Here is an 18,083-nt window from a genome sequence, read left to right on the forward strand (position 1 = left end):
CCTTCGTTACGGCGAATGGACCCGCCACAGGCCACCTCGCCCATGGGCAAGGCGACGACGACAGGATCCCCCGTTCTTAGATGAAACATGCCGCCCGCACGCTCGCCTTCGTCGCCCGCTTCGTCGTGCTCGGTCTTGCCGTCGCGTTCGTCATCGGGCTGGTCTGGCCCCGGGCCGGTGCGTTGCTGCGCCAGCGCCTCAACAGCGCCGAGCCACAGGCTTCCATCGGCGAACCGGCCTCTGCGGCACCAGCCTCCTATGCCGATGCCGTCGCCAAGGCGGCGCCATCGGTGGTCAACATCTACGCCAACAAGCTCGTGACAGAGCAACCGCGCGAGCTGTACTCCGATCCGGTCCTGCAGCGCATCTTCAGCGTGCCGTCGGGGCCGGTGCGCACCCGCCGCCAGCAGAACCTGGGCTCCGGCGTGATCGTGAGCGACGATGGCTACGTGCTGACGAACAACCACGTCATCGCCAACGCCGACGACATCCAGCTGTTGCTCTACGACGGTCGCGTGGCCAAGGCGAGGGTGGTGGGCTCGGACGACGAGACCGACCTGGCCGTGCTGAAGGTCGATGCGGGCAACCTGCCCGCCATCCACATGACCGACACCAGCAGCAGGCCCCGTGTCGGCGACGTGGTGCTGGCCATCGGCAACCCGTTCGGCATCGGCCAGACGGTGACCATGGGCATCGTCAGTGCCCTGGGCCGCCAGCTCAACCTGTCGAGCCTGGAGAACTTCATCCAGACGGATGCGGCAATCAATTTCGGTAATTCGGGTGGTGCCCTGGTCAACGCGCACGGCGAGCTGGTGGGCATCAATACCTCGCTGATCGGCCAGGCGGTGGGTGCCGAAGGCATCGGCTTCGCCATTCCCGTGCAGAGCGCACGCGACGTGCTGGAGCAGATCGTGAAGACCGGCCATGTCGTTCGCGGCTGGATCGGTGCCGATTACGGTGCGGTGCCCGTGTCGGCCGATAGCGGCCTGCCATCGGCGGCACGCGGCGTCGTGGTGAACGAGATCTCACCCGGCGGCCCGGCGGCCATCGCGGGGCTGCAACAGCGCGACGTGTTGCTGAAGATCGGCGGCGAGGACATCCTCGATCCGTCGGACCTGCGTCGCCACGAGGCATCGCTGAAGCCCGGCCAGACGGTGACGGTCACCGGCCTTCGCTATGGCGCGCCATTCTCGGTAAGCCTCACCCCAACCCAGCGCCCCCCAAGCTCGACCCTGCAAGCCCTGAAGACCACTCCTTGAAAAACTCCTACAGGAGATTCGACTGACTCGGAGGCAACCCTGCCATGTAGGAGCGCGCCTGCGCGCGACCGTCCGAGGACATGAGCCACCCGCTACCGAACCGGTCGCGCGCAAGGCGCGCTCCTACAGGAGATTCGACTGACTCGGAGGCACCCTGCCATGTAGGAGCGCGCCTGCGCGCGACCATCCGAGGACATGAGCCACCCGCTACCGAACCGGTCGCGCGCAAGGCGCGCTCCTACAGGGCGCGTTCGGCCAGGGGGGTGTAGCGGGTGGCCTGGTGCCGCAGGCTTTCGCCGTAGCGCCTGCGCAGGATGCCCACGCGCTCCACGTAGACCTGGGTTTCGTCGTACGGCGGCACGCCGTTGTAGCGCTCCACGGCCTTCGGTCCGGCGTTGTAGGCCGCGGCGGCAAGCCGTTCGTTGCCGTTGAAGTTGCGCAGCAGCAGCGCGAGATACCTGGCGCCACCACGAATGTTCTGATTGACGTCGAAAGCATCGAGCACACCCATGTCACGGGCCGTGCCGGGGATCAGCTGCATCAGCCCCTGCGCACCAGCAACCGACAGGGCCCTCGGATTGAACGCGCTCTCGGCATGAATCACCGCGCGCAATAAGGCTTCATCCACACCGTACTCGATGCTGGCGGCACGGATCACATCGCCGTAAGCGGCCAGATTGAGCGCCACGTTGTTGAAATCGATCTTCGAATGGACATCGCAGGCCACGCAGGTGGCGATATAGGTAAAGAGCATCTTTACCGTCTGCCCCTTCGGCGCTCCACCCGGCGCGATGTTGGTGTATTCCACCCCACCATCCGCCCGCACGATGCGATAGACCGCACCACGCAACACCCGCGAACCCTTGGCCGCCTCCGGAGCCGGGGCTGCCGTAAGGTCGGTAGACGCCGATTCCTGATACGACCATCCCCGCTTTGTCGGCGCGACAACCGGCGCCTTCTCGCTCCCATCGCCGGGGTAGGCCACAACCGAGGCCGTGACACCGGCCAGCGAAGCGATGGCTGGAGCTGGCGGTTTACCTGGCGCGACGTTCTCAGGGGGCTGATCCGGGGCCCCCGCCAGGCGTTTACCGGGTGCCGGCGCCGAAGCCAGGGACGCGGCCGCGGGCAAGGATGCAAGCGCCGCACCGACCGCCGATGCCGGCGGCAGGGCCGGTGCTGCGGCCGCCGCGGATAGCGGTCGCGAGGCCTTCGCCGGCAAGGCATTGCCGATCTTCTTGCAATTACGGTATCCGGCCGCACTACCTGCAAAGACGGTCTCGCCCGTGGCCCCCGTGCAGCGATACATGGCGCCGGCCCAGGCAGGCCGGGCCACCGGCAGGGCCAGCAAGAGGACGCACGCCAGCGCGACCCTTTGCAGGATCGGGCGAAGGGCACGGAAACGCGGGCCGGCCCGGCCGGCGCATTCCCCTGGCGACACGTCCTCGGTCATGGGCGCCAGTGTGCCCAAAGCCCCCTGCCCCGCCAAGGGCCGGGAACGTGATGCCCTTCACGCAAGTCATTGATAGATGGCGGCCATCTGGCGATGGCCCTATTGGCGGCGTAAACTACGCGGTTCGGTATTCACCCACGAAACACGGTATCCAGCCCCATGAGCGGCAAGCTTTTCATCAAGACCCACGGTTGCCAGATGAACGAGTACGACTCGGCCAAGATGGCCGACGTGCTGCGTGCGTCGCACGGGCTGGAACTGACCCAGGACGAAAACGAGGCCGACGTCATCCTCGTGAACACCTGCTCCATCCGCGAAAAGGCGCAGGAGAAGGTCTTCAGCCAGCTCGGCAAGTGGCGCGAGCACAAGAAAAACGGCAAGCCGGTGCTGATCGGCGTAGGCGGCTGCGTGGCCTCGCAGGAAGGCGATGCCATCCTCAAGCGCGCTCCCTATGTCGACCTGGTGTTCGGCCCGCAGACCCTGCACCGCCTACCCGAGATGATCGAGGCCAAGCGCAGCAGCGGCAAGGCGCAGGTGGACATCAGCTTCCCCGAGATCGAGAAGTTCGACAGCCTGCCCGAGCCCCGCGCCGAAGGCCCCACCGCCTTCGTCTCGATCATGGAAGGCTGCTCGAAGTACTGCTCGTACTGCGTGGTGCCCTACACCCGTGGTGAGGAAATCAGCCGCCCGTTCGACGACGTCATCGTCGAGGTGGCCCAGCTTGCCGAACAAGGCGTGCGCGAGGTCAACCTGCTGGGCCAGAACGTCAACGCCTACCGCGGCCCCATGCACGACGGCGACATCGCCGACCTGGCCGTGCTGATCCACGCCATCGCGCAGATCGACGGCATCGGCCGCATCCGCTTCACCACCTCGCATCCGCTGGAGTTCTCCGACTCCCTGATCGAGGCCTACGCCAACGTACCGCAGCTGGCCAACTACCTGCACCTGCCGGTGCAGGCCGGCTCCGACCGCATCCTCTCGGCGATGAAGCGCGGCTACACGGCCATCGAGTTCAAGCAGAAGATTCGCAAGCTGCGCGCCGTGCGCCCGGATATCTGCATCTCGTCCGACTTCATCGTGGGCTTCCCCGGTGAAACGGACGACGACTTCGAGAAGACGATGAAACTCATTGCCGATGTCGGTTTCGACCAGAGCTTCTCGTTCATCTTCTCGTCGCGCCCCGGCACGCCGGCAGCCAACCTGCCCGACGAGACCACGGCCGAAGCCAAGCACGCGCGCCTGTCGCGTCTGCAGGCGGCCATCAACGAAAACGCCCGCAAGATCAACGAAGCCATGGTCGGCAGCGTGCAGCGCGTGCTGGTCGAGAAGCCCAGCCGCAAGAATCCCAACGAAATGACCGGACGCACCGAAAACATGCGCTACGTGAATTTCCCCGGCCATCCGCGGATGATCGGCCAGTTCGTCGATGTGGTGATCACCGAGGCGATGGCCAACTCCCTGCGCGGACGCGTCCGTCTCGACGAAGAGGTCGCGCTCGCCTCGTGAATGCCATGAGCCAGCTTTCCCAGCACGACTTCGCCCTCGACCCCGAGGACAACACCCGCCTCGCCAACCTCTGCGGACCGCTCGACGAGCATATCCGCCAGATCGAGCTGCGCCTGGGTATCGAGATCGACCATCGTGGCAGCCTGTTCCGCGTGATCGGCGACGAAGCCGCGGCCAAGGCCGGCGAGCGCGTCCTGAAGGCACTGTATGCCGCCACCGAGACGGAAATCCTCAACGGGCAGACCATCAACCTGCACCTGGCCGAGTCGGGCATCGACGCCCTGAACGCCCAGGCCGCCGAGTCGGCGCAGGAAGTGGTGATCAAGGTGAAGCGCGGCGTCATCAAGGGCCGCGGCCCCAACCAGGCCCGTTACCTGCACGCCATCACCACCCACGACATCAACTTCGGCGTGGGCCCGGCCGGCACCGGCAAAACCTATCTCGCCGTCGCCAGCGCCATCGAGGCACTGGAAGCCAACCGCGTGCAGCGCGTGCTGCTAGTGCGCCCGGCCGTGGAAGCCGGCGAGAAACTCGGCTTCCTGCCCGGCGACCTCAGCCAGAAGATCGATCCCTACCTGCGCCCGCTATACGACGCCCTCTACGAGATGGTCGGCTTCGAGAAGGTGGGCAAGCTCATCGAGCGCAACGTGATCGAGATCGCGCCGCTGGCCTATATGCGCGGCCGCACGCTCAACGATTCCTACGTGATCCTCGACGAGGCGCAGAACACCACCGTCGAGCAGATGAAGATGTTCCTCACCCGCATCGGCTTCGGCTCGGTGGCGGTGATCACCGGCGACGTGTCGCAGGTGGACCTGCCCCGCCACATCCGCTCGGGCCTGCGCCACGCCATCGAGGTGCTGCGCGGCGTGGACGGCATCAGCTTCACCTTCTTCACCTCGCGCGACGTGGTGCGCCACCCGCTGGTGGCGAAGATCGTGCGTGCCTACGAGGCCTTCGAGCAGAAGCAGGACGACACCCCGTGAGCAAGGTCGATGTGGCCATCGGCTATGCCGTGGCCTCGCGCAAGGGCATCCCGGCCTCCGCCAGCTTCCGCCGCTGGGTCGAGGCCGCCCTGAAGGGCGCCAGGCGCCGCAAGGCCAGCGAGGTGTCCATCCGCATCGTCGAGGCCGGGGAAGGCCAGGCGCTGAACCTCCAGTACCGCGGGCGCGACTACGCCACCAACGTGCTGTCGTTCCCCGTTGACCTTCCGCCGGGGGTCGACGTCCCCCTGCTGGGCGACCTGGTCATCTGCGCCCCCGTGGTCACCCGCGAGGCCGCCGAACAGGGCAAGAAGGCCACCGACCATTGGGCCCACCTCACCGTCCACGGCACCCTGCACCTGCTGGGCTTCGACCATATCGAAGAGGCCGAGGCCGAGGAAATGGAAGCCCTGGAGACCCGCATCCTGGCGGGGCTGGGCATAGCAGACCCCTACGAAGCGATGTAGGAGCGCGCCTGCGCGCGACCCTTCCGAAGGCCGACGGCCAGAAAACCCGCCATGGCTGCTACGCAGCCGTCGCGCGCAAGGCGCGCTCCTACAGATCCCCCCTTGCCCTGAACCGTCATCAGAATTCCAGTAGACTGCCCCTTCCGCCCATCCGGGCAGAAAACCAAAGAGTGATGAACGAGGACCCTGGTAGTACCAACGGCCCGGCCCACCGATCGTGGTGGGATCGACTGGGCCACCTGTTTTCCGGCGAACCGCGCAACCGCGACGAACTGATCGAGGAGCTGCGCACCGCCCAGGCCAACGGCCTGATGTCCAACGACACCCTGACCATGGTCGAGGGTGCGATCAAGGTCACCGAACTCAGCGTCGACGATGTCATGGTGCCCCGTGCCCAGATCGTCAGCCTCCCCGCCGACGCCCCCCTCGCCGACATCCTTGCCACCGTGGTCGAATCCGGCCATTCGCGCTTCCCCGTGCACGGTGAGGACAAGGACGAAGTGCTCGGCATCCTGCTGGCCAAGGACATCCTGAAGTATTTCGGCCAGAGCGAGGCCTTCGACGTGCGCGCCCTGCTGCGCCCGGCCGTGCTCATCCCCGAATCCATGCGCCTGAACGTGCTGCTGGCGGAATTCCGCCTCACGCGCAACCACATGGCCCTGGTGGTAGATGAATACGGCGGCGTGGCCGGCCTGATCACCATCGAGGACGTCCTGGAGCAGATCGTCGGCGAAATCGACGACGAGCACGACGACGAGGAAGACCCGGTGCTGGTGCAGGCCCTGGCCGAAGGCGGCTTCTCGGTCAGCGCCCTCACCCCCATCGCCGACTTCAACGAAATCGCCGGTTCGCATTTCTCCGACGAGGAATTCGACACGGTCGGCGGCATGGTCACCTCCGAGTTCGGGCACCTGCCGTCGGCAGGCGAAGAAATCTCGGTGGGTGGTTTCGTGTTCCGCGTCACGCAGGCGGATGATCGCCGTGTGCAGGAGTTCCACGTCGCCCGCACCGACGAAGTATCCTGATCCCAGAACAGGCCCTGTAGGAGCGCGCCTCGCGCGCGACCACCTTTCGCGATACAGCGGCAGGGCCTGGCTACGTCTTCGCAAAAACCTGTCGCGCGCAGGCGCGCTCCTACAAGGGATGGCGCACGGCTCATGCATTTTGCCAAGAACCTGTCGCGCGCGAGGCGCGCTCCTACAAGGGATGGCGCACGGGTCATGCGTTTTGCCACGAACCTGTCGCGCGCGAGGCGCGCTCCTACCACGGATGTCGTACGCCCCATGCGTTTTGCACTGATCCTGTTGCTTGCCCTGTGTATCGTGCCGCTCGCTCGCGCGGGCGTGGTCGATGCACCTGCAAGCGATCTCGAAATCTCGCTGATGACCTATGGCCCGGGCGATATCTACTGGGAGCGTTTCGGCCACGATGCGCTGGAAGTGCGCGACACCGTGAGCGGCCAGGCCATCGCCTTCAACTACGGCGTGTTCGACTTCGACCAGGACGGGTTCATCCTGAATTTCGCGCGCGGCATCATGGCCTACCGCATGGATGCCGAGCCCACCGCATCCGACGTGTCGTTCTATTCGGGCGAAGGCCGCTACGTACGCAAGCAGCGCCTTGCACTGAACGATGAACAGAAGGATCGCCTGCGACGGTTCCTCGTCTGGAACGTGCAACCCCAGAACGCCGGCTACAACTACGACTATTACCTGGACAACTGCACCACGCGCGTCCGCAACGCACTGGACGATGCGCTCGATGGCGCCCTCGGCGCGCAGCTGCGCAGCAAGCCTGGCGGTATGACCTACCGCGAACAGACTGCGCGCCTGATGAGCAACCAGCCCTGGCTGATGCTTGGCATGGACCTGGGACTTGGCCCCTTTGCCGATCAGCCCATGAATGCCTGGAAGGAAGCCTTCCTGCCCATGGTGCTGGAAGACGAGATCCGCAGCGTCCGTATCGGCAGCGGCTCCGACGAGCGCGCGCTCGTGGCCGCCGAGGATACGCTCGCCCCGAGTCGCCTCGACGCGCCGCCCGGGGAAGCTCCCGACCTGCGCTGGCCACTGCTGATCGCCGGCCTCGTGCTGGCCGCGCCTCTTTCCCTGCCCGTGTTTTCCCGTACGCGCATCGCGCGTGGCATCTTCGTCGCCTTCGGCTCGCTGTTCACCGTATTCGCGGGGCTGGCCGGCCTGCTCATGATCGGCCTGTGGGCGCTCACGCTGCACCGCTCGGCATGGGGCAACTTCAACCTGCTCGCCTACCAGCCACTGGGCTTCCTGCTCATTCCCGGCATCTGGAAGCTGCGCCGTGCTGGCCGCCCGATGGGGCGCTTCGCGCCGCGCATTGCCGGCATCTCCTTCGCGGCCTGCGTGATCGCGCTGCTGCTGCACCTGTGGCCGGACTTCCCGCAGCGGAACATGCCCTGGTTGCTCTTTGCCCTGCCCTGCTGGACGGCCCTGTTCGCCACGTTCTACCGCCGCCACGACTGACGACCGCTACATTGCCGCGTCACATCCGGCGCGGCATCATGCGGCCATGGCACCCTTACCTCTTCTTCCCGAACCGACGCCCGGCGATACCAAGGGCGGCATGGTGGTCAACTGCGTTGCCTATCGCAACGACGGCAAGCGCATCGGCGACATTGCCCTCGATGCCATCAGCGACGTACTCAAGCAACCGGACACCTTCGTCTGGGTCGGCCTGCACGAGCCCGATGAAACCCTGCTACTGAAGCTCCAGGAAGAATTCGACCTGCACGATCTTGCGATCGAAGACGCCCAGCACGCCCACCAGCGCACAAAGATCGAAGCCTACGGCGACTCGCTGTTCATCGTGGCGCAGACCGCCCAGCTCGTCGGCGGCAACATCGCCTTCGGCGAAACCCAGATCTTCGTAGGTCGGCGCTATTTCGTGACCGTGCGCCACGGCGCTTCGCTCTCCTACGCCCCGGCACGACGCAGCTGCGAGCAGTCGCCGGAGCTGCTGGGCATGGGCCCGAGCTATGCGCTGTATGCCGTGCTCGACTTCATCGTCGATAACTTCCTTCCCATCGTGCGCGACTTCCGCCAGGAGCTGCACGAGCTGGAAAACGACATCTTCGCCGAAACCTACAACCGCAACACCATCAAGCGCCTGTACGACATGCAGCGCGAACTGATGACCCTGCGCCTCGCGGTGGTGCCGTTGCAGGATATCGTCGCGCAACTGGTACGCCTGCATCCGCACCTCATCCACGATGAATTGCGTGCGTACTTCCGCGACATCTACGACCATGTATTCCGTGTAAACGAATCCATCAACGCGATGCGCGAGATGCTTGGCGCCGCAATCAGCGTGAACCTCTCGCTGGTGACGTTCGGGCAGAACGAGGTGATGAAAAAGCTGGCCGGTTGGGCCGCCATGCTTGCGGCACCGACACTCATCACCAGCTGGTACGGCATGAACTTCGCGCACATGCCGGAGCTGGAGAAGCCCTGGGCCTATCCCACGATCATCTGCGTGGTGGCGTGTATCGTGGGTGGCATTTTCATCCTGCTCAAGAAGAATCGCTGGTTTTGAGGCGTTTTTTTGGGTGGGGTGTTTGCTTCGTAGGGTGGGCTCGCCTGTCGGCCTCGCGCTCGGCGCCTGTGGCGTGGTCGCCTGGAGGCGACGGGTGCGGCCCTTGGCGCTCCGGCCTGCGGTGTCCCTCGGGAAAGGAGAGCCGCTGACGCGGCTAATGTCTTATGGCTTCGCCCCTTCGGGCCCGGGGAGCGTGCGGGGTTTCCTGACTCGACATCCTGTCTCGGCAGGAAAGACGGGTCATCCTGACCCGTCCCCTTCGGGCCTTTTCCGCCCGCTCCCCTCACCTCCATCAAGTCGCGCCAAGGGCCGCCCCCGCCGCCTCTACCGATCTCACGGTGATCTTGTAGGAGCGCGCCTGCGCGCGACCGATTGTCGCGAACACCATCATCGTTTCGATACCACCGGTCGCGCGCAAGGCGCGCTCCTACCGGGATACGGTGTCGTCGGGTGCATCGCTTCCTACCGCGACATCCCCCAAAGCCAGACCGCCCCCAGCGACGCGCCCACTAACCCCGCACTCGCCGCGTCAAACACCATCCCCGGCCATTCCTCCCGCGGCAGCAAACATCCATGCGCCGCCATATCCCCCACGGCGAACGACCCGGCGATAAACGCCACAAACGACAACACCGAAAACATCCGCGCCCCCGTCGCCAGCGAACACCTCTGGCCATAACTGCTCATGTAGATAAGCAGGTTCACCACCAGCAACACCAGCGCGACACCCACTTCCCACAGCCCCACGATCATTTCGCCCCTCCCAGCGCACGCACCTCATCCCACATGCGCCGCACGTTCGCATGCTTGGTGCATTGCAGGCCCATGCGATACAGCACGTTGACACCCGACATCGCCCGGGCAACACACCGCTGATTCGGCAATTCGGTTTCAGCCATGTATTCGGTCAGCACCGACTGCATCGCCTCGGCATACGCCTGCCACGCCGTCGCGTCATTCATCAACGTATCCATGCTGGCCTCAACATTCAGGCCAAAGCTCCCCTCGCCGAGGACGCCATCGTCTTTCGGATCACTCATGGTTTGGTTTTTCCCTGGTATGCCGCTTCCGAGCGGGGCACGCCAAGGGCCGTGCCCCTCATCGACTCGGGCGACGAGATCTCACGATTCCCGCACTTTGTCCGGTTTTCTCACAGGCAGGGCGCTACGCGCCGGGTGCGACGGCAGAGCCAGAAACGGTGAGAAATCAGGACGAACGCGGGCGTTAGCCGCGTCCTGACAGGTGTTTAGGACGTCCCTGGACCGTCCGGGACAGACGGTGGGTGTGAGAATGCCTTAAGATTTGGCACAGCCATAATCAACTCCTAAGCGGTTGGTTTGGTCAGCGGGCGGAGGTGTTGGTAGCACCTCCGTTCCGCGTCTTTCTCGATACGTCGAGCGATGGTTGTCTGCCGAGCCCTCAACGAACGAGCAGACAACGCGCACACCGTACCAAATTGCGCACGCGTTTGGATATGGAAGGATTCTGAAAAATCGTCACCACACGCTCGTCGTTCCTGCGCACGCAGGAACCCAGCGCCTCGGTTTGCCAGCAAACACGATGACGTTGCATCGGCTTTGGCGCCAATCGTTTCGATATCCATCCAGCGCCGCGCAATCCCTGTAGGAGCGCGCCTTGCGCGCGACCGGATGCATCGAAACGATGAAGATGTTCGCGATAACCGGTCGCGCGCAGGCGCGCTCCTACACGACAGTAGTTACGTCAGGTTAGTCGTGATGTGGCGCCGGCCGCATCAGCGATCCATCGTGCGACACCGCATACCTGTAGGAGCGTGCTTGCGCGCGACCGGTGGTATCGAAACGATGATGGTGTTCGCGATAACCGGTCGCGCGCAGGCGCGCTCCTACACGACAGTAGTTACGCCAGGTTAGTCGTGAGGAGGCGCCGGTCGCATCGGCGGTCCATCGTGCGACACCGCATCTCTGTAGGAGCGTGCTTGCGCGCGACCGGTGATATCGAAACGATGATGGTGTTCGCGACAACCGGTCGCGCGCAGGCGCGCTCCTACAACAAGCTGCCGCGACGTGGGGAGAGGCGGCGGGGGCGGCCCTTGGCGCGAGGTGATGGAGGTGAGGGGAGTGGGCGGAAAAGGCCGCGTAGCGGGGCCGGCCAGGATGGCCGGCCTTTTTCGCCGAGGCAGGAGCCGAGTCGAAAAACCCCGCCCGCTCCCCGTGCCCGAAGGGGCGAAGCCATAAGACACTGAGCCGCGCAGCGGCTCCTCCTTTCCCGAGGGACACCGCAGGCCGGAGCGACAAGGGCCGCACCCGCCGCCTCCAGGCGACCACGCCACAGGCGCCGAGCGCGACGCCGACAGGCGAGCCCTTCCTACGGAGCGACGCACCACATGGGCTGCTTTACTACGGAGCGGCACCATTCCAACCGGTCGCGCGCGAGGCGCGCTCCTACAGGGGTTGTCGCGGGCCGGTGCCTCATGAAGCGACTTGACGCTAAGCTCAATGCATCCCTCCACCGCGCCCAGGGCGCAAAGGTGTACGGCACCATGAAGAAGCTCATCAACGATCCCCGCCACGTGGTCCGCGACATGCTCGAAGGCACGGTCGCCCGATCTCCCGGACTGGCCCTGCTGGACACGGAGAACGTCGTCGTACGGCGCGATGCCGACGGAAGCCGGCAGGTGGCCGTGCTCTCCGGTGGAGGCAGTGGCCATGAACCCGCCCATGCGGGGTATGTCGGCCATGGCATGCTTACGGCCGCCGTTGCCGGCGATGTCTTCACCTCGCCCAGCGTCGACGCCGTGCTCGCCGGCCTGCGCCGTGTCGCCGGACCGGCCGGTGCCGTGCTGGTCGTCAAGAACTACACGGGGGACCGCCTCAACTTCGGCCTCGCCGCCGAAATGGCGCGAGCCGAAGGCATTCCGGTCGAGGTGGTGACCGTGGCCGATGACGTGGCGCTGCGGGATACCGTGCCGCCGGACCGGCGTCGCGGCATCGCCGGCACCGTGCTGGTGCACAAGATCACGGGCGCGGCAGCGGCCGCCGGCAAACCGCTGGCGGAGGTCGCTACCCTCGCCCGTCGCGCCATTGGCGGACTGGGTTCGATGGGTATCGCGCTGGGCTCGTGTACCGTGCCGGCGGTGGGCCATCCCGGCTTTGAACTGGGTGAAGGCGAGATCGAATACGGACTTGGCATCCACGGCGAACCCGGCGTGCGGCGTGGTGCGATGGCGAGTGCCGAAGCTCTTGTCGATACCATGTTGCAGGCCATCGCCAGCGATCTTTCCCTCTCCGGACACCAACGCATCGCCCTGCTCGTCAACGGACTCGGCGCCACGCCGCCCATGGAACTCGATGTACTGCTGCGTGACGCGCTGCGCTGGCTGGATGCGCGCGGCATCGTCGTGGAGCGTGCGTGGTGTGGAAACTTCCTCACCGCTCTGGATATGCCGGGCTGCTCACTTTCCGTCATGAAGGTGGATGACGAACTGGTGGCCCTGCTTGATGCCACCAGCGATGCGGCTGCATGGCCTGGTGGTGGCAAGCTCAACGAAGTTCGGGTGATAGCCGCACCGCGCATGGCCGAACGTGCAACGTCATCAGCCAGGCCTTCTGCGGCCGGATTGAAGGTGAAATCTGCCGCTCACGCTGCGGCCCATGCCCTGATCGCCGCAGAGGACGAACTGACCGAACTCGATCGCAAGGCAGGTGATGGTGACCTGGGTATCAGCATGCGGCGCGGTGCCGAGGCCGTGCTTGCGTTGCAGGATCATGCATGGGAGTCCCCCGAAGTCGCGCTGCTTGCCATGGCCGATGCGATGCGCCGTGCCATCGGCGGCAGCTCCGGACCGTTCTATGCCACGGCGCTCACGCGCGCCGCCCGCGAACTCGCTGGCATCGATGCACCAGGGCGCCAGGACTGGCACAAGGCATTGGCAGCGGCCACGCAGGCCATTACCGATCTCGGCGGCGCGAAGCCTGGCGACCGGACGATGCTGGATGCACTGCATCCGGCCTCGCTTGCATCCGGCGGTACGCTACAAGCGGTGGCGCAGGCCGCACGTGACGGTGCGGACCAGACGGCCGCCATGCAGGCGCGCGCCGGGCGGGCGAGCTATCTCGGTGATCGGGCCTCAGGCATTCCCGATGGCGGCGCGGTCGCCGTGGCAATCTGGATCGAGGCGATCGTGCAGGCTCACACGGATCACTGAACGGGCCCGGTGAAGCATTCGTTCGTGGTCAACCCGGCCAGATGATGGCCTGCGCTGCGATGACGCACTGTTTCTGCGCATCGTAGGTCACGGCCGGGGAACCACAGAGCACATAGCCCAGTGCAAGCGCTTCTGAAATGCGATGACAGAACGTGGCATCGTCCTTGCCGGTGATCAAGCGATAGACAGGCAGGTTATCGGGAGGTGCGGAAGCCATGGGTATGCCGCCAGCCGGGAGAGGTGCCCATCCTAGCAACAGTTTCCGATGCGTCCCATAAAAAACGGCGGCCCTTGGGCCGCCGCTTTTCTTTACGCCTGAGGACAGATCACTTGCCCTGCGGCGCCGTCCATTCCTTCAGCCATGCATTGACCGTCTCATGCCACTGCACGCTGTTCTGCGGCTTCAGCACCCAATGATTTTCATCCGGGAAGTGCAGCAGCTTGCTCGGTATGCCACGACGCTGCAGCGCGGTGAAGGCACCCATGCCCTGCGTATCCGGAATGCGGAAGTCCTTGCCGCTGTGGATGATGAGCATCGGCACGCGCCAGTCCTTGACGTGGTTGACCGGGTTGAAGCGCTCGTAGTTTTCCGGATGGTCGAACTGCGTGCCGCCGTTCTCCTTTTCTTCGAACCACAGCTCTTCGGTTTCGTAGTACATCGAGCGCGCATCGAACACGCCGTCGTGATCGACCAGGCACTTCCACGGCTGGTTCCAGTTGCCGGCGATCCAGTAGACCATGTAGCCGCCGTAGCTGGCGCCCAGCGCGCAGGCGCGGTCGCCGTCGAGGAACTTGTACTTCGACAGCGCCGAGCTCCAGCCCAGCTTCAGGTCTTCCAGCGGCTTGCCGCCCCAGTCGCCCGAGATGGCGTCGGTGAAGGCCTGGCCGTAGCCCGTGGAGCCGTGGAAGTTGACCGTGACCACGGCGAAGCCCTGGCCCGCATACGTCTGCGCGTTCCAGCGGTAGCTCCAGCTGTTGGTCATGGCACCCTGCGGGCCGCCGTGGATGATGAAGGCCACCGGATAGGTCTGGCCCTTCTTGTAACCCACCGGCTTCACCACGTAGCCCTGCACGCTTTCGTTGTTCCAGCCCTTGAAGGTGAAGAACTCGAAATCGCCAACCTGTGCATTCTTCAGGCGCTTCGCGTTGAAGTGCGTGATCTGCTTCAGGCCCTTGCCCTTCACGTCGGCCGTGTAGATGTCGGCGGGGCGCTTGAGGTCGTCACGGGTAAGCAGGATCTTCGACTTGCCCACCGAGTAGCCGGCCACCGAACCATCGGTCACCAGCGTGGTGACCTTGCCCGTCGCCACGTCCACGGCGAACAGCGGGTGCTGGCCGTTGTCGTCGGCGGTGGTGTAAAGCGTCTTGCCATCGGCGGAAATCTGCAGTGCGCCAGCAGTGCGATCCCACGACGGGGCCACTTCGCGCTTCGTGCCCGAGGCAAGGTCGAGTGCCATGATGCCGAAGCGGTCGGCTTCCGAGCCGGGCTCCTTCATCGCGGTGTAGAACAGGGTCTTGCCGTCCGGCGACACCAGCGGATTGGCGTCCCAGGCGGGGTTGTCGGCGGTGAGGTTCGCCGGCGCGGCGGAGCCATCGGCCGGCACGCTGTACACGTCGAAATTGGTCGACCACGGTTCGGTCTTGCCGGCAATGCGCACGTCGAAGAACACCGTCTTGCCATCGGGCGAGAACGAGAATTCGTCGTCGCCGCCGAACGGCTTGCTGGGCACGTCGCCGTCGATGCCACGGCTCAGCAGCACCGGCTGCGACGCCGTACGGGCGTCGGCGATGTAGAGCTGCGAGCGGCGACCATCGGCCCAGGTATCCCAGTGGCGGACGAACAGCTTGTCGTAGACCGTGCCGGTGGCCTTGTCCTTCTCGCGGCCGTCCAGGCGCTCCTTCGTGCAGGCGAGGTCCGGGCAGTCGGTGAAGACGTCATAGCTGAGCAGCAGTTTCGCGCCATCCGGCGAGAGCTTGAACGCGTTGACGTCGAGCGGGGCGTCGGTGACGGCATCGCCGTTACGCAACGCCAGGGCGAGGCCCTTGCCGCCATTGCCTGCATCGAAGGTGCGATGGAAAACCTGCGCGGTGCCGTCCTTCGGCGCCACGTAATAGATGGAGTGACCGTCCGGCGCCCAGCGCGGCGACGAGCCCTTCTCCACCACCTTCACCGGCTGCGGCGGCTTGTCGAGGTCGACCAGGTAGATCGCCGTGGAGCCCTTGTTCGCGGCGTAGTCGGTGCTGCGCAGGGTGAACAGGGCATAGCGGCCATCGGGCGAGAGCTGGGGATCGCCGACGCGATCCATCATCACCAGGTCGCGGATGGAGAATGGATGCGGCGAGGTATCGACCGCGTCGGCATCGGCGGCCAGGACCGGGCCGGACGCCAGCGCGAGGGCCAGCGCAGCGAGCAGGGGCTTCATCGGTGGGGGACTCCCTTTACGGAACTAGCCCGGCACGGTACGGGGCGGGGGCGTCGGGTGCAAGTTCGGGAACTGGCGCAAGGTACCTGCCGGAGCCTTCGGCTAGACTCCGGCGTTTGGTCAGGGGAAGACTTTCATGGGTATCTCCGCGCGACGCCGATGGCAGGTCGGGCACCTCGTTCTCATCCTGATCGCGCTGGGAGCCCTGGCGCTGCGCGTGCATTACGTGCACGCCACCATGGTGGAACAGGCAATACGCGGCGATGCCGTGCAGTATTACGCCTATGCCTGGAACCTCGTTCATCATGGCGTCTTTTCCAGTGCATCGCCCAAGGCAGCCCAGGTAGTCGCCGACAGTTTTCGCGACCCGGGATACCCGGCCTTCCTTGCCCTGTTGTCCGGCAGCGGGGCCATGGAAAACGAGTTCGTGCAGCGCGTGCTCATGGCACAGGCAGCACTGTCCGCCGCCACCGTATGGATATTCGCGATCCTCGCGTATCGCTGGGCAGGTTTCGTGTCGGCCTGTGCCGTTGGTGTGCTGATGGCATTCTGGCCGCACCTGATGACCCTTGCGGACTGCGTGCTGAGCGAGACCCTGCTCGGCTTCCTGGTGGCCGTGGCCCTGCTGCTCACCGATAACATGCTCCGCAATCCCCACCCCATACGCGCGGCTGCGGCAGGCATCGTGTTTGCCGTTGCCGGGCTAACCAATGCCGTGGTGGCGCCATTTGCCCCCTTGCTGGCCCTTGCCATGGCATGGCGGGACCGCTCGAACCGGCGGCTGTGGATCGTCTTCCTGGCCGCCGCACTGCTTCCCTTGGCCGCATGGTCGCTTCGCGGCGCCCTGTTGCCACATGGCGGGGATTCTTCCTCGGACCGCGCCGTAATGAATTTCGTGCAGGGCTCCTGGCCTGATTATCACTCGGCCTATCAGGCCAGCATCGACGGCGCTCCGCAGGCAAAAGCGCTCATGAAGCAGATCGATAGCGAATACCAGTTGCTCCGGCATGAACCGGGTGCCGGGTTCCGGACCATGGCCGCTCGCATAAGCGAGGCACCAGGGCACTACGCGGGGTGGTATCTCAGCAAGCCGGCAGAGTTGTGGGGCTGGGTCATCGGCATCGGATATGGCGATATCTATGTGTTCCCCGCGTATGGATCTCCGTTGCTCATGCAACCGACACTCAGCGCCATCACCGGCTACCTGTTCTTCCTGTCGCCATTCATCATGCTGCTCGCCCTGGTCGGCGCATGCCTATCCCTCATCCCCCGGCTGCAGGCTGCCCCCGGGCTCTGCATCGCCACGGCCCTTGGCATCTGGGTCACCCTGGTCTATGGAATACTGCAATCGGATGCCCGGTACTCCACGCCGTTCCGCGGCATCGAGGTCCTGCTGGCCGTGTTCGCCGTGGCGTTGACGGTTTCCACCCTACGCAAACGACGAAACAGCCAAGTTGCGAATGGACGCGTTACGTCATAGTGTGACGCCAGGGGTCAGAATACGGTGTCCTGCTGTGATCCGTTCTGCAATTGTGGATTGTCACAGCTTGTCAATTCTCCCCCCCTATGCAAAATCAGCTCGCCCACCGTGTGGGCTGGCCGCCCTGAAAAGGCTGGCATAGTCCATGCTTCGAGGGATAATGAGCGTCCTGGTCAGTCCTCGTACTCGTGATGAGGGGGCCGGATCAGCCAGTAGGGAAAGATCCGGCACTACAGCTCAGGGGCATCACAAACTTGCGGTTAGCCAACCAAAATTACCGAGGAAGTTCCATGAAGACCATCCAGAAGGGCTTTACGCTCATCGAACTGATGATCGTCGTCGCGATCATCGCGATCCTGGCGGCCATCGCCATCCCGCAGTACCAGAACTACACCAAGCGCGCCAAGGTGTCCGAAGGCATCGTGCTGGCCGACGCGGCTAAGCTTGCCGTAGCCGAAACGTTCCAGTCGCAGGGCACCGTACCCATCACGAACGCTGCTGCCGGCTATACCACCGTGGCCACGACCTATGTGAAGTCGATCGTCGTCGGCGCTGCCGGCGCCATTACCGTCACCTACCAGGGCATCGGTGCAGGCGTCGACGACCAGACCCTCACCCTTACGCCGACCACCACCACGGGCGCCATCACCTGGAAGTGCACGAGCTCGCTGCTGGCGCAGTACGCCCCGGCCAGCTGCCGCAAGTAACCGACGCATCACGAGAAGCCCCGCCGCATGGCGGGGCTTTTCTTTTCCACCCCGCGGA

General features: G+C 64.9%; 15 protein-coding genes. 10 read left to right on the forward strand and 5 right to left on the reverse strand.

Features of this window, described 5'->3' with window-relative positions:
- The first annotated feature begins 80 nt into the window (after window positions 1-80).
- Window positions 81-1,259, forward strand: coding sequence for a S1C family serine protease (locus KR767_RS01455; protein ID WP_166952579.1), 1,179 nt, complete (start codon window positions 81-83; stop codon window positions 1,257-1,259).
- Between the two features lie 238 nt (window positions 1,260-1,497).
- Here KR767_RS01455 and KR767_RS21305 read toward each other — a convergent pair whose 3' ends face one another.
- Entirely contained in the window at window positions 1,498-2,709 is a 1,212-nt protein-coding gene (locus KR767_RS21305) for a lytic transglycosylase domain-containing protein (RefSeq protein WP_284732865.1), read from the reverse strand.
- Window positions 2,710-2,868: 159 nt separating this feature from the next.
- Between KR767_RS21305 and miaB the strand changes: the two genes are divergently transcribed.
- From miaB to KR767_RS01490, 6 genes are all read left to right on the forward strand, one after another.
- Complete coding sequence (gene miaB / locus KR767_RS01465) at window positions 2,869-4,218, forward strand: tRNA (N6-isopentenyl adenosine(37)-C2)-methylthiotransferase MiaB (protein ID WP_166952581.1); 1,350 nt, start codon at window positions 2,869-2,871, stop codon at window positions 4,216-4,218.
- A gap of 5 nt (window positions 4,219-4,223) precedes the next feature.
- The gene (locus tag KR767_RS01470; RefSeq protein WP_250877877.1) at window positions 4,224-5,204 is read left to right on the forward strand and encodes a PhoH family protein; all 981 of its coding nucleotides are present in this window, start codon (window positions 4,224-4,226) and stop codon (window positions 5,202-5,204) included.
- The gene (ybeY, locus tag KR767_RS01475) at window positions 5,201-5,668 is read left to right on the forward strand and encodes an rRNA maturation RNase YbeY (protein ID WP_250877878.1); all 468 of its coding nucleotides are present in this window, start codon (window positions 5,201-5,203) and stop codon (window positions 5,666-5,668) included. The genes KR767_RS01470 and ybeY overlap by 4 nt, the downstream gene beginning before the upstream one ends.
- Before the next feature lie 173 nt (window positions 5,669-5,841).
- A complete protein-coding gene (locus tag KR767_RS01480; protein ID WP_166952586.1) occupies window positions 5,842-6,693 on the forward strand; it encodes a CorC family transporter in 852 nt (283 codons plus the stop codon).
- A gap of 258 nt (window positions 6,694-6,951) precedes the next feature.
- Complete coding sequence (locus KR767_RS01485; protein WP_250877879.1) at window positions 6,952-8,160, forward strand: lipoprotein N-acyltransferase Lnb domain-containing protein; 1,209 nt, start codon at window positions 6,952-6,954, stop codon at window positions 8,158-8,160.
- 46 nt (window positions 8,161-8,206) lie between these two features.
- Window positions 8,207-9,229 (forward strand): magnesium and cobalt transport protein CorA, encoded by a 1,023-nt coding sequence (locus KR767_RS01490; protein ID WP_250877880.1) that lies wholly within the window; start codon window positions 8,207-8,209, stop codon window positions 9,227-9,229.
- A 462-nt stretch (window positions 9,230-9,691) separates the two neighbouring features.
- On the opposite strand, the gene KR767_RS01495 is transcribed toward KR767_RS01490, so the two are convergent.
- Together KR767_RS01495 and KR767_RS01500 are read right to left on the reverse strand one after the other, a co-directional pair.
- Window positions 9,692-9,982: a hypothetical protein gene (locus KR767_RS01495; protein WP_250877881.1), complete on the reverse strand. Its 291-nt coding sequence runs from the start codon at window positions 9,980-9,982 to the stop codon at window positions 9,692-9,694.
- Window positions 9,979-10,269 carry a hypothetical protein gene (locus KR767_RS01500; RefSeq protein ID WP_250877882.1) on the reverse strand — a complete coding sequence of 97 codons (291 nt, stop codon included), beginning with the start codon at window positions 10,267-10,269 and terminating at the stop codon, window positions 9,979-9,981. The genes KR767_RS01495 and KR767_RS01500 overlap by 4 nt, the downstream gene beginning before the upstream one ends.
- Before the next feature lie 1,481 nt (window positions 10,270-11,750).
- Between KR767_RS01500 and KR767_RS01505 the strand changes: the two genes are divergently transcribed.
- Window positions 11,751-13,415, forward strand: coding sequence for a dihydroxyacetone kinase family protein (locus KR767_RS01505; RefSeq protein ID WP_250877883.1), 1,665 nt, complete (start codon window positions 11,751-11,753; stop codon window positions 13,413-13,415).
- Between the two features lie 28 nt (window positions 13,416-13,443).
- Here KR767_RS01505 and KR767_RS01510 read toward each other — a convergent pair whose 3' ends face one another.
- Window positions 13,444-13,632: a DUF1737 domain-containing protein gene (locus KR767_RS01510; RefSeq protein WP_250877884.1), complete on the reverse strand. Its 189-nt coding sequence runs from the start codon at window positions 13,630-13,632 to the stop codon at window positions 13,444-13,446.
- Between the two features lie 109 nt (window positions 13,633-13,741).
- Window positions 13,742-15,838, reverse strand: a complete 2,097-nt coding sequence (locus tag KR767_RS01515) for a S9 family peptidase (protein WP_250877885.1) — start codon at window positions 15,836-15,838, stop codon at window positions 13,742-13,744.
- 136 nt (window positions 15,839-15,974) lie between these two features.
- Here KR767_RS01515 and KR767_RS01520 point away from each other — a divergent pair, with 136 nt between their 5' ends.
- Together KR767_RS01520 and KR767_RS01525 are read left to right on the forward strand one after the other, a co-directional pair.
- On the forward strand, window positions 15,975-17,318 hold the full coding sequence (locus tag KR767_RS01520; protein ID WP_250877886.1) for a hypothetical protein: 1,344 nt from the start codon (window positions 15,975-15,977) through the stop codon (window positions 17,316-17,318).
- Between the two features lie 290 nt (window positions 17,319-17,608).
- Window positions 17,609-18,025 carry a pilin gene (locus KR767_RS01525; RefSeq protein ID WP_250877887.1) on the forward strand — a complete coding sequence of 139 codons (417 nt, stop codon included), beginning with the start codon at window positions 17,609-17,611 and terminating at the stop codon, window positions 18,023-18,025.
- Window positions 18,026-18,083 lie beyond the last annotated feature (58 nt).

Source organism: Luteibacter anthropi, from assembly GCF_023699965.1.
GTDB lineage: Bacteria > Pseudomonadota > Gammaproteobacteria > Xanthomonadales > Rhodanobacteraceae > Luteibacter > Luteibacter anthropi.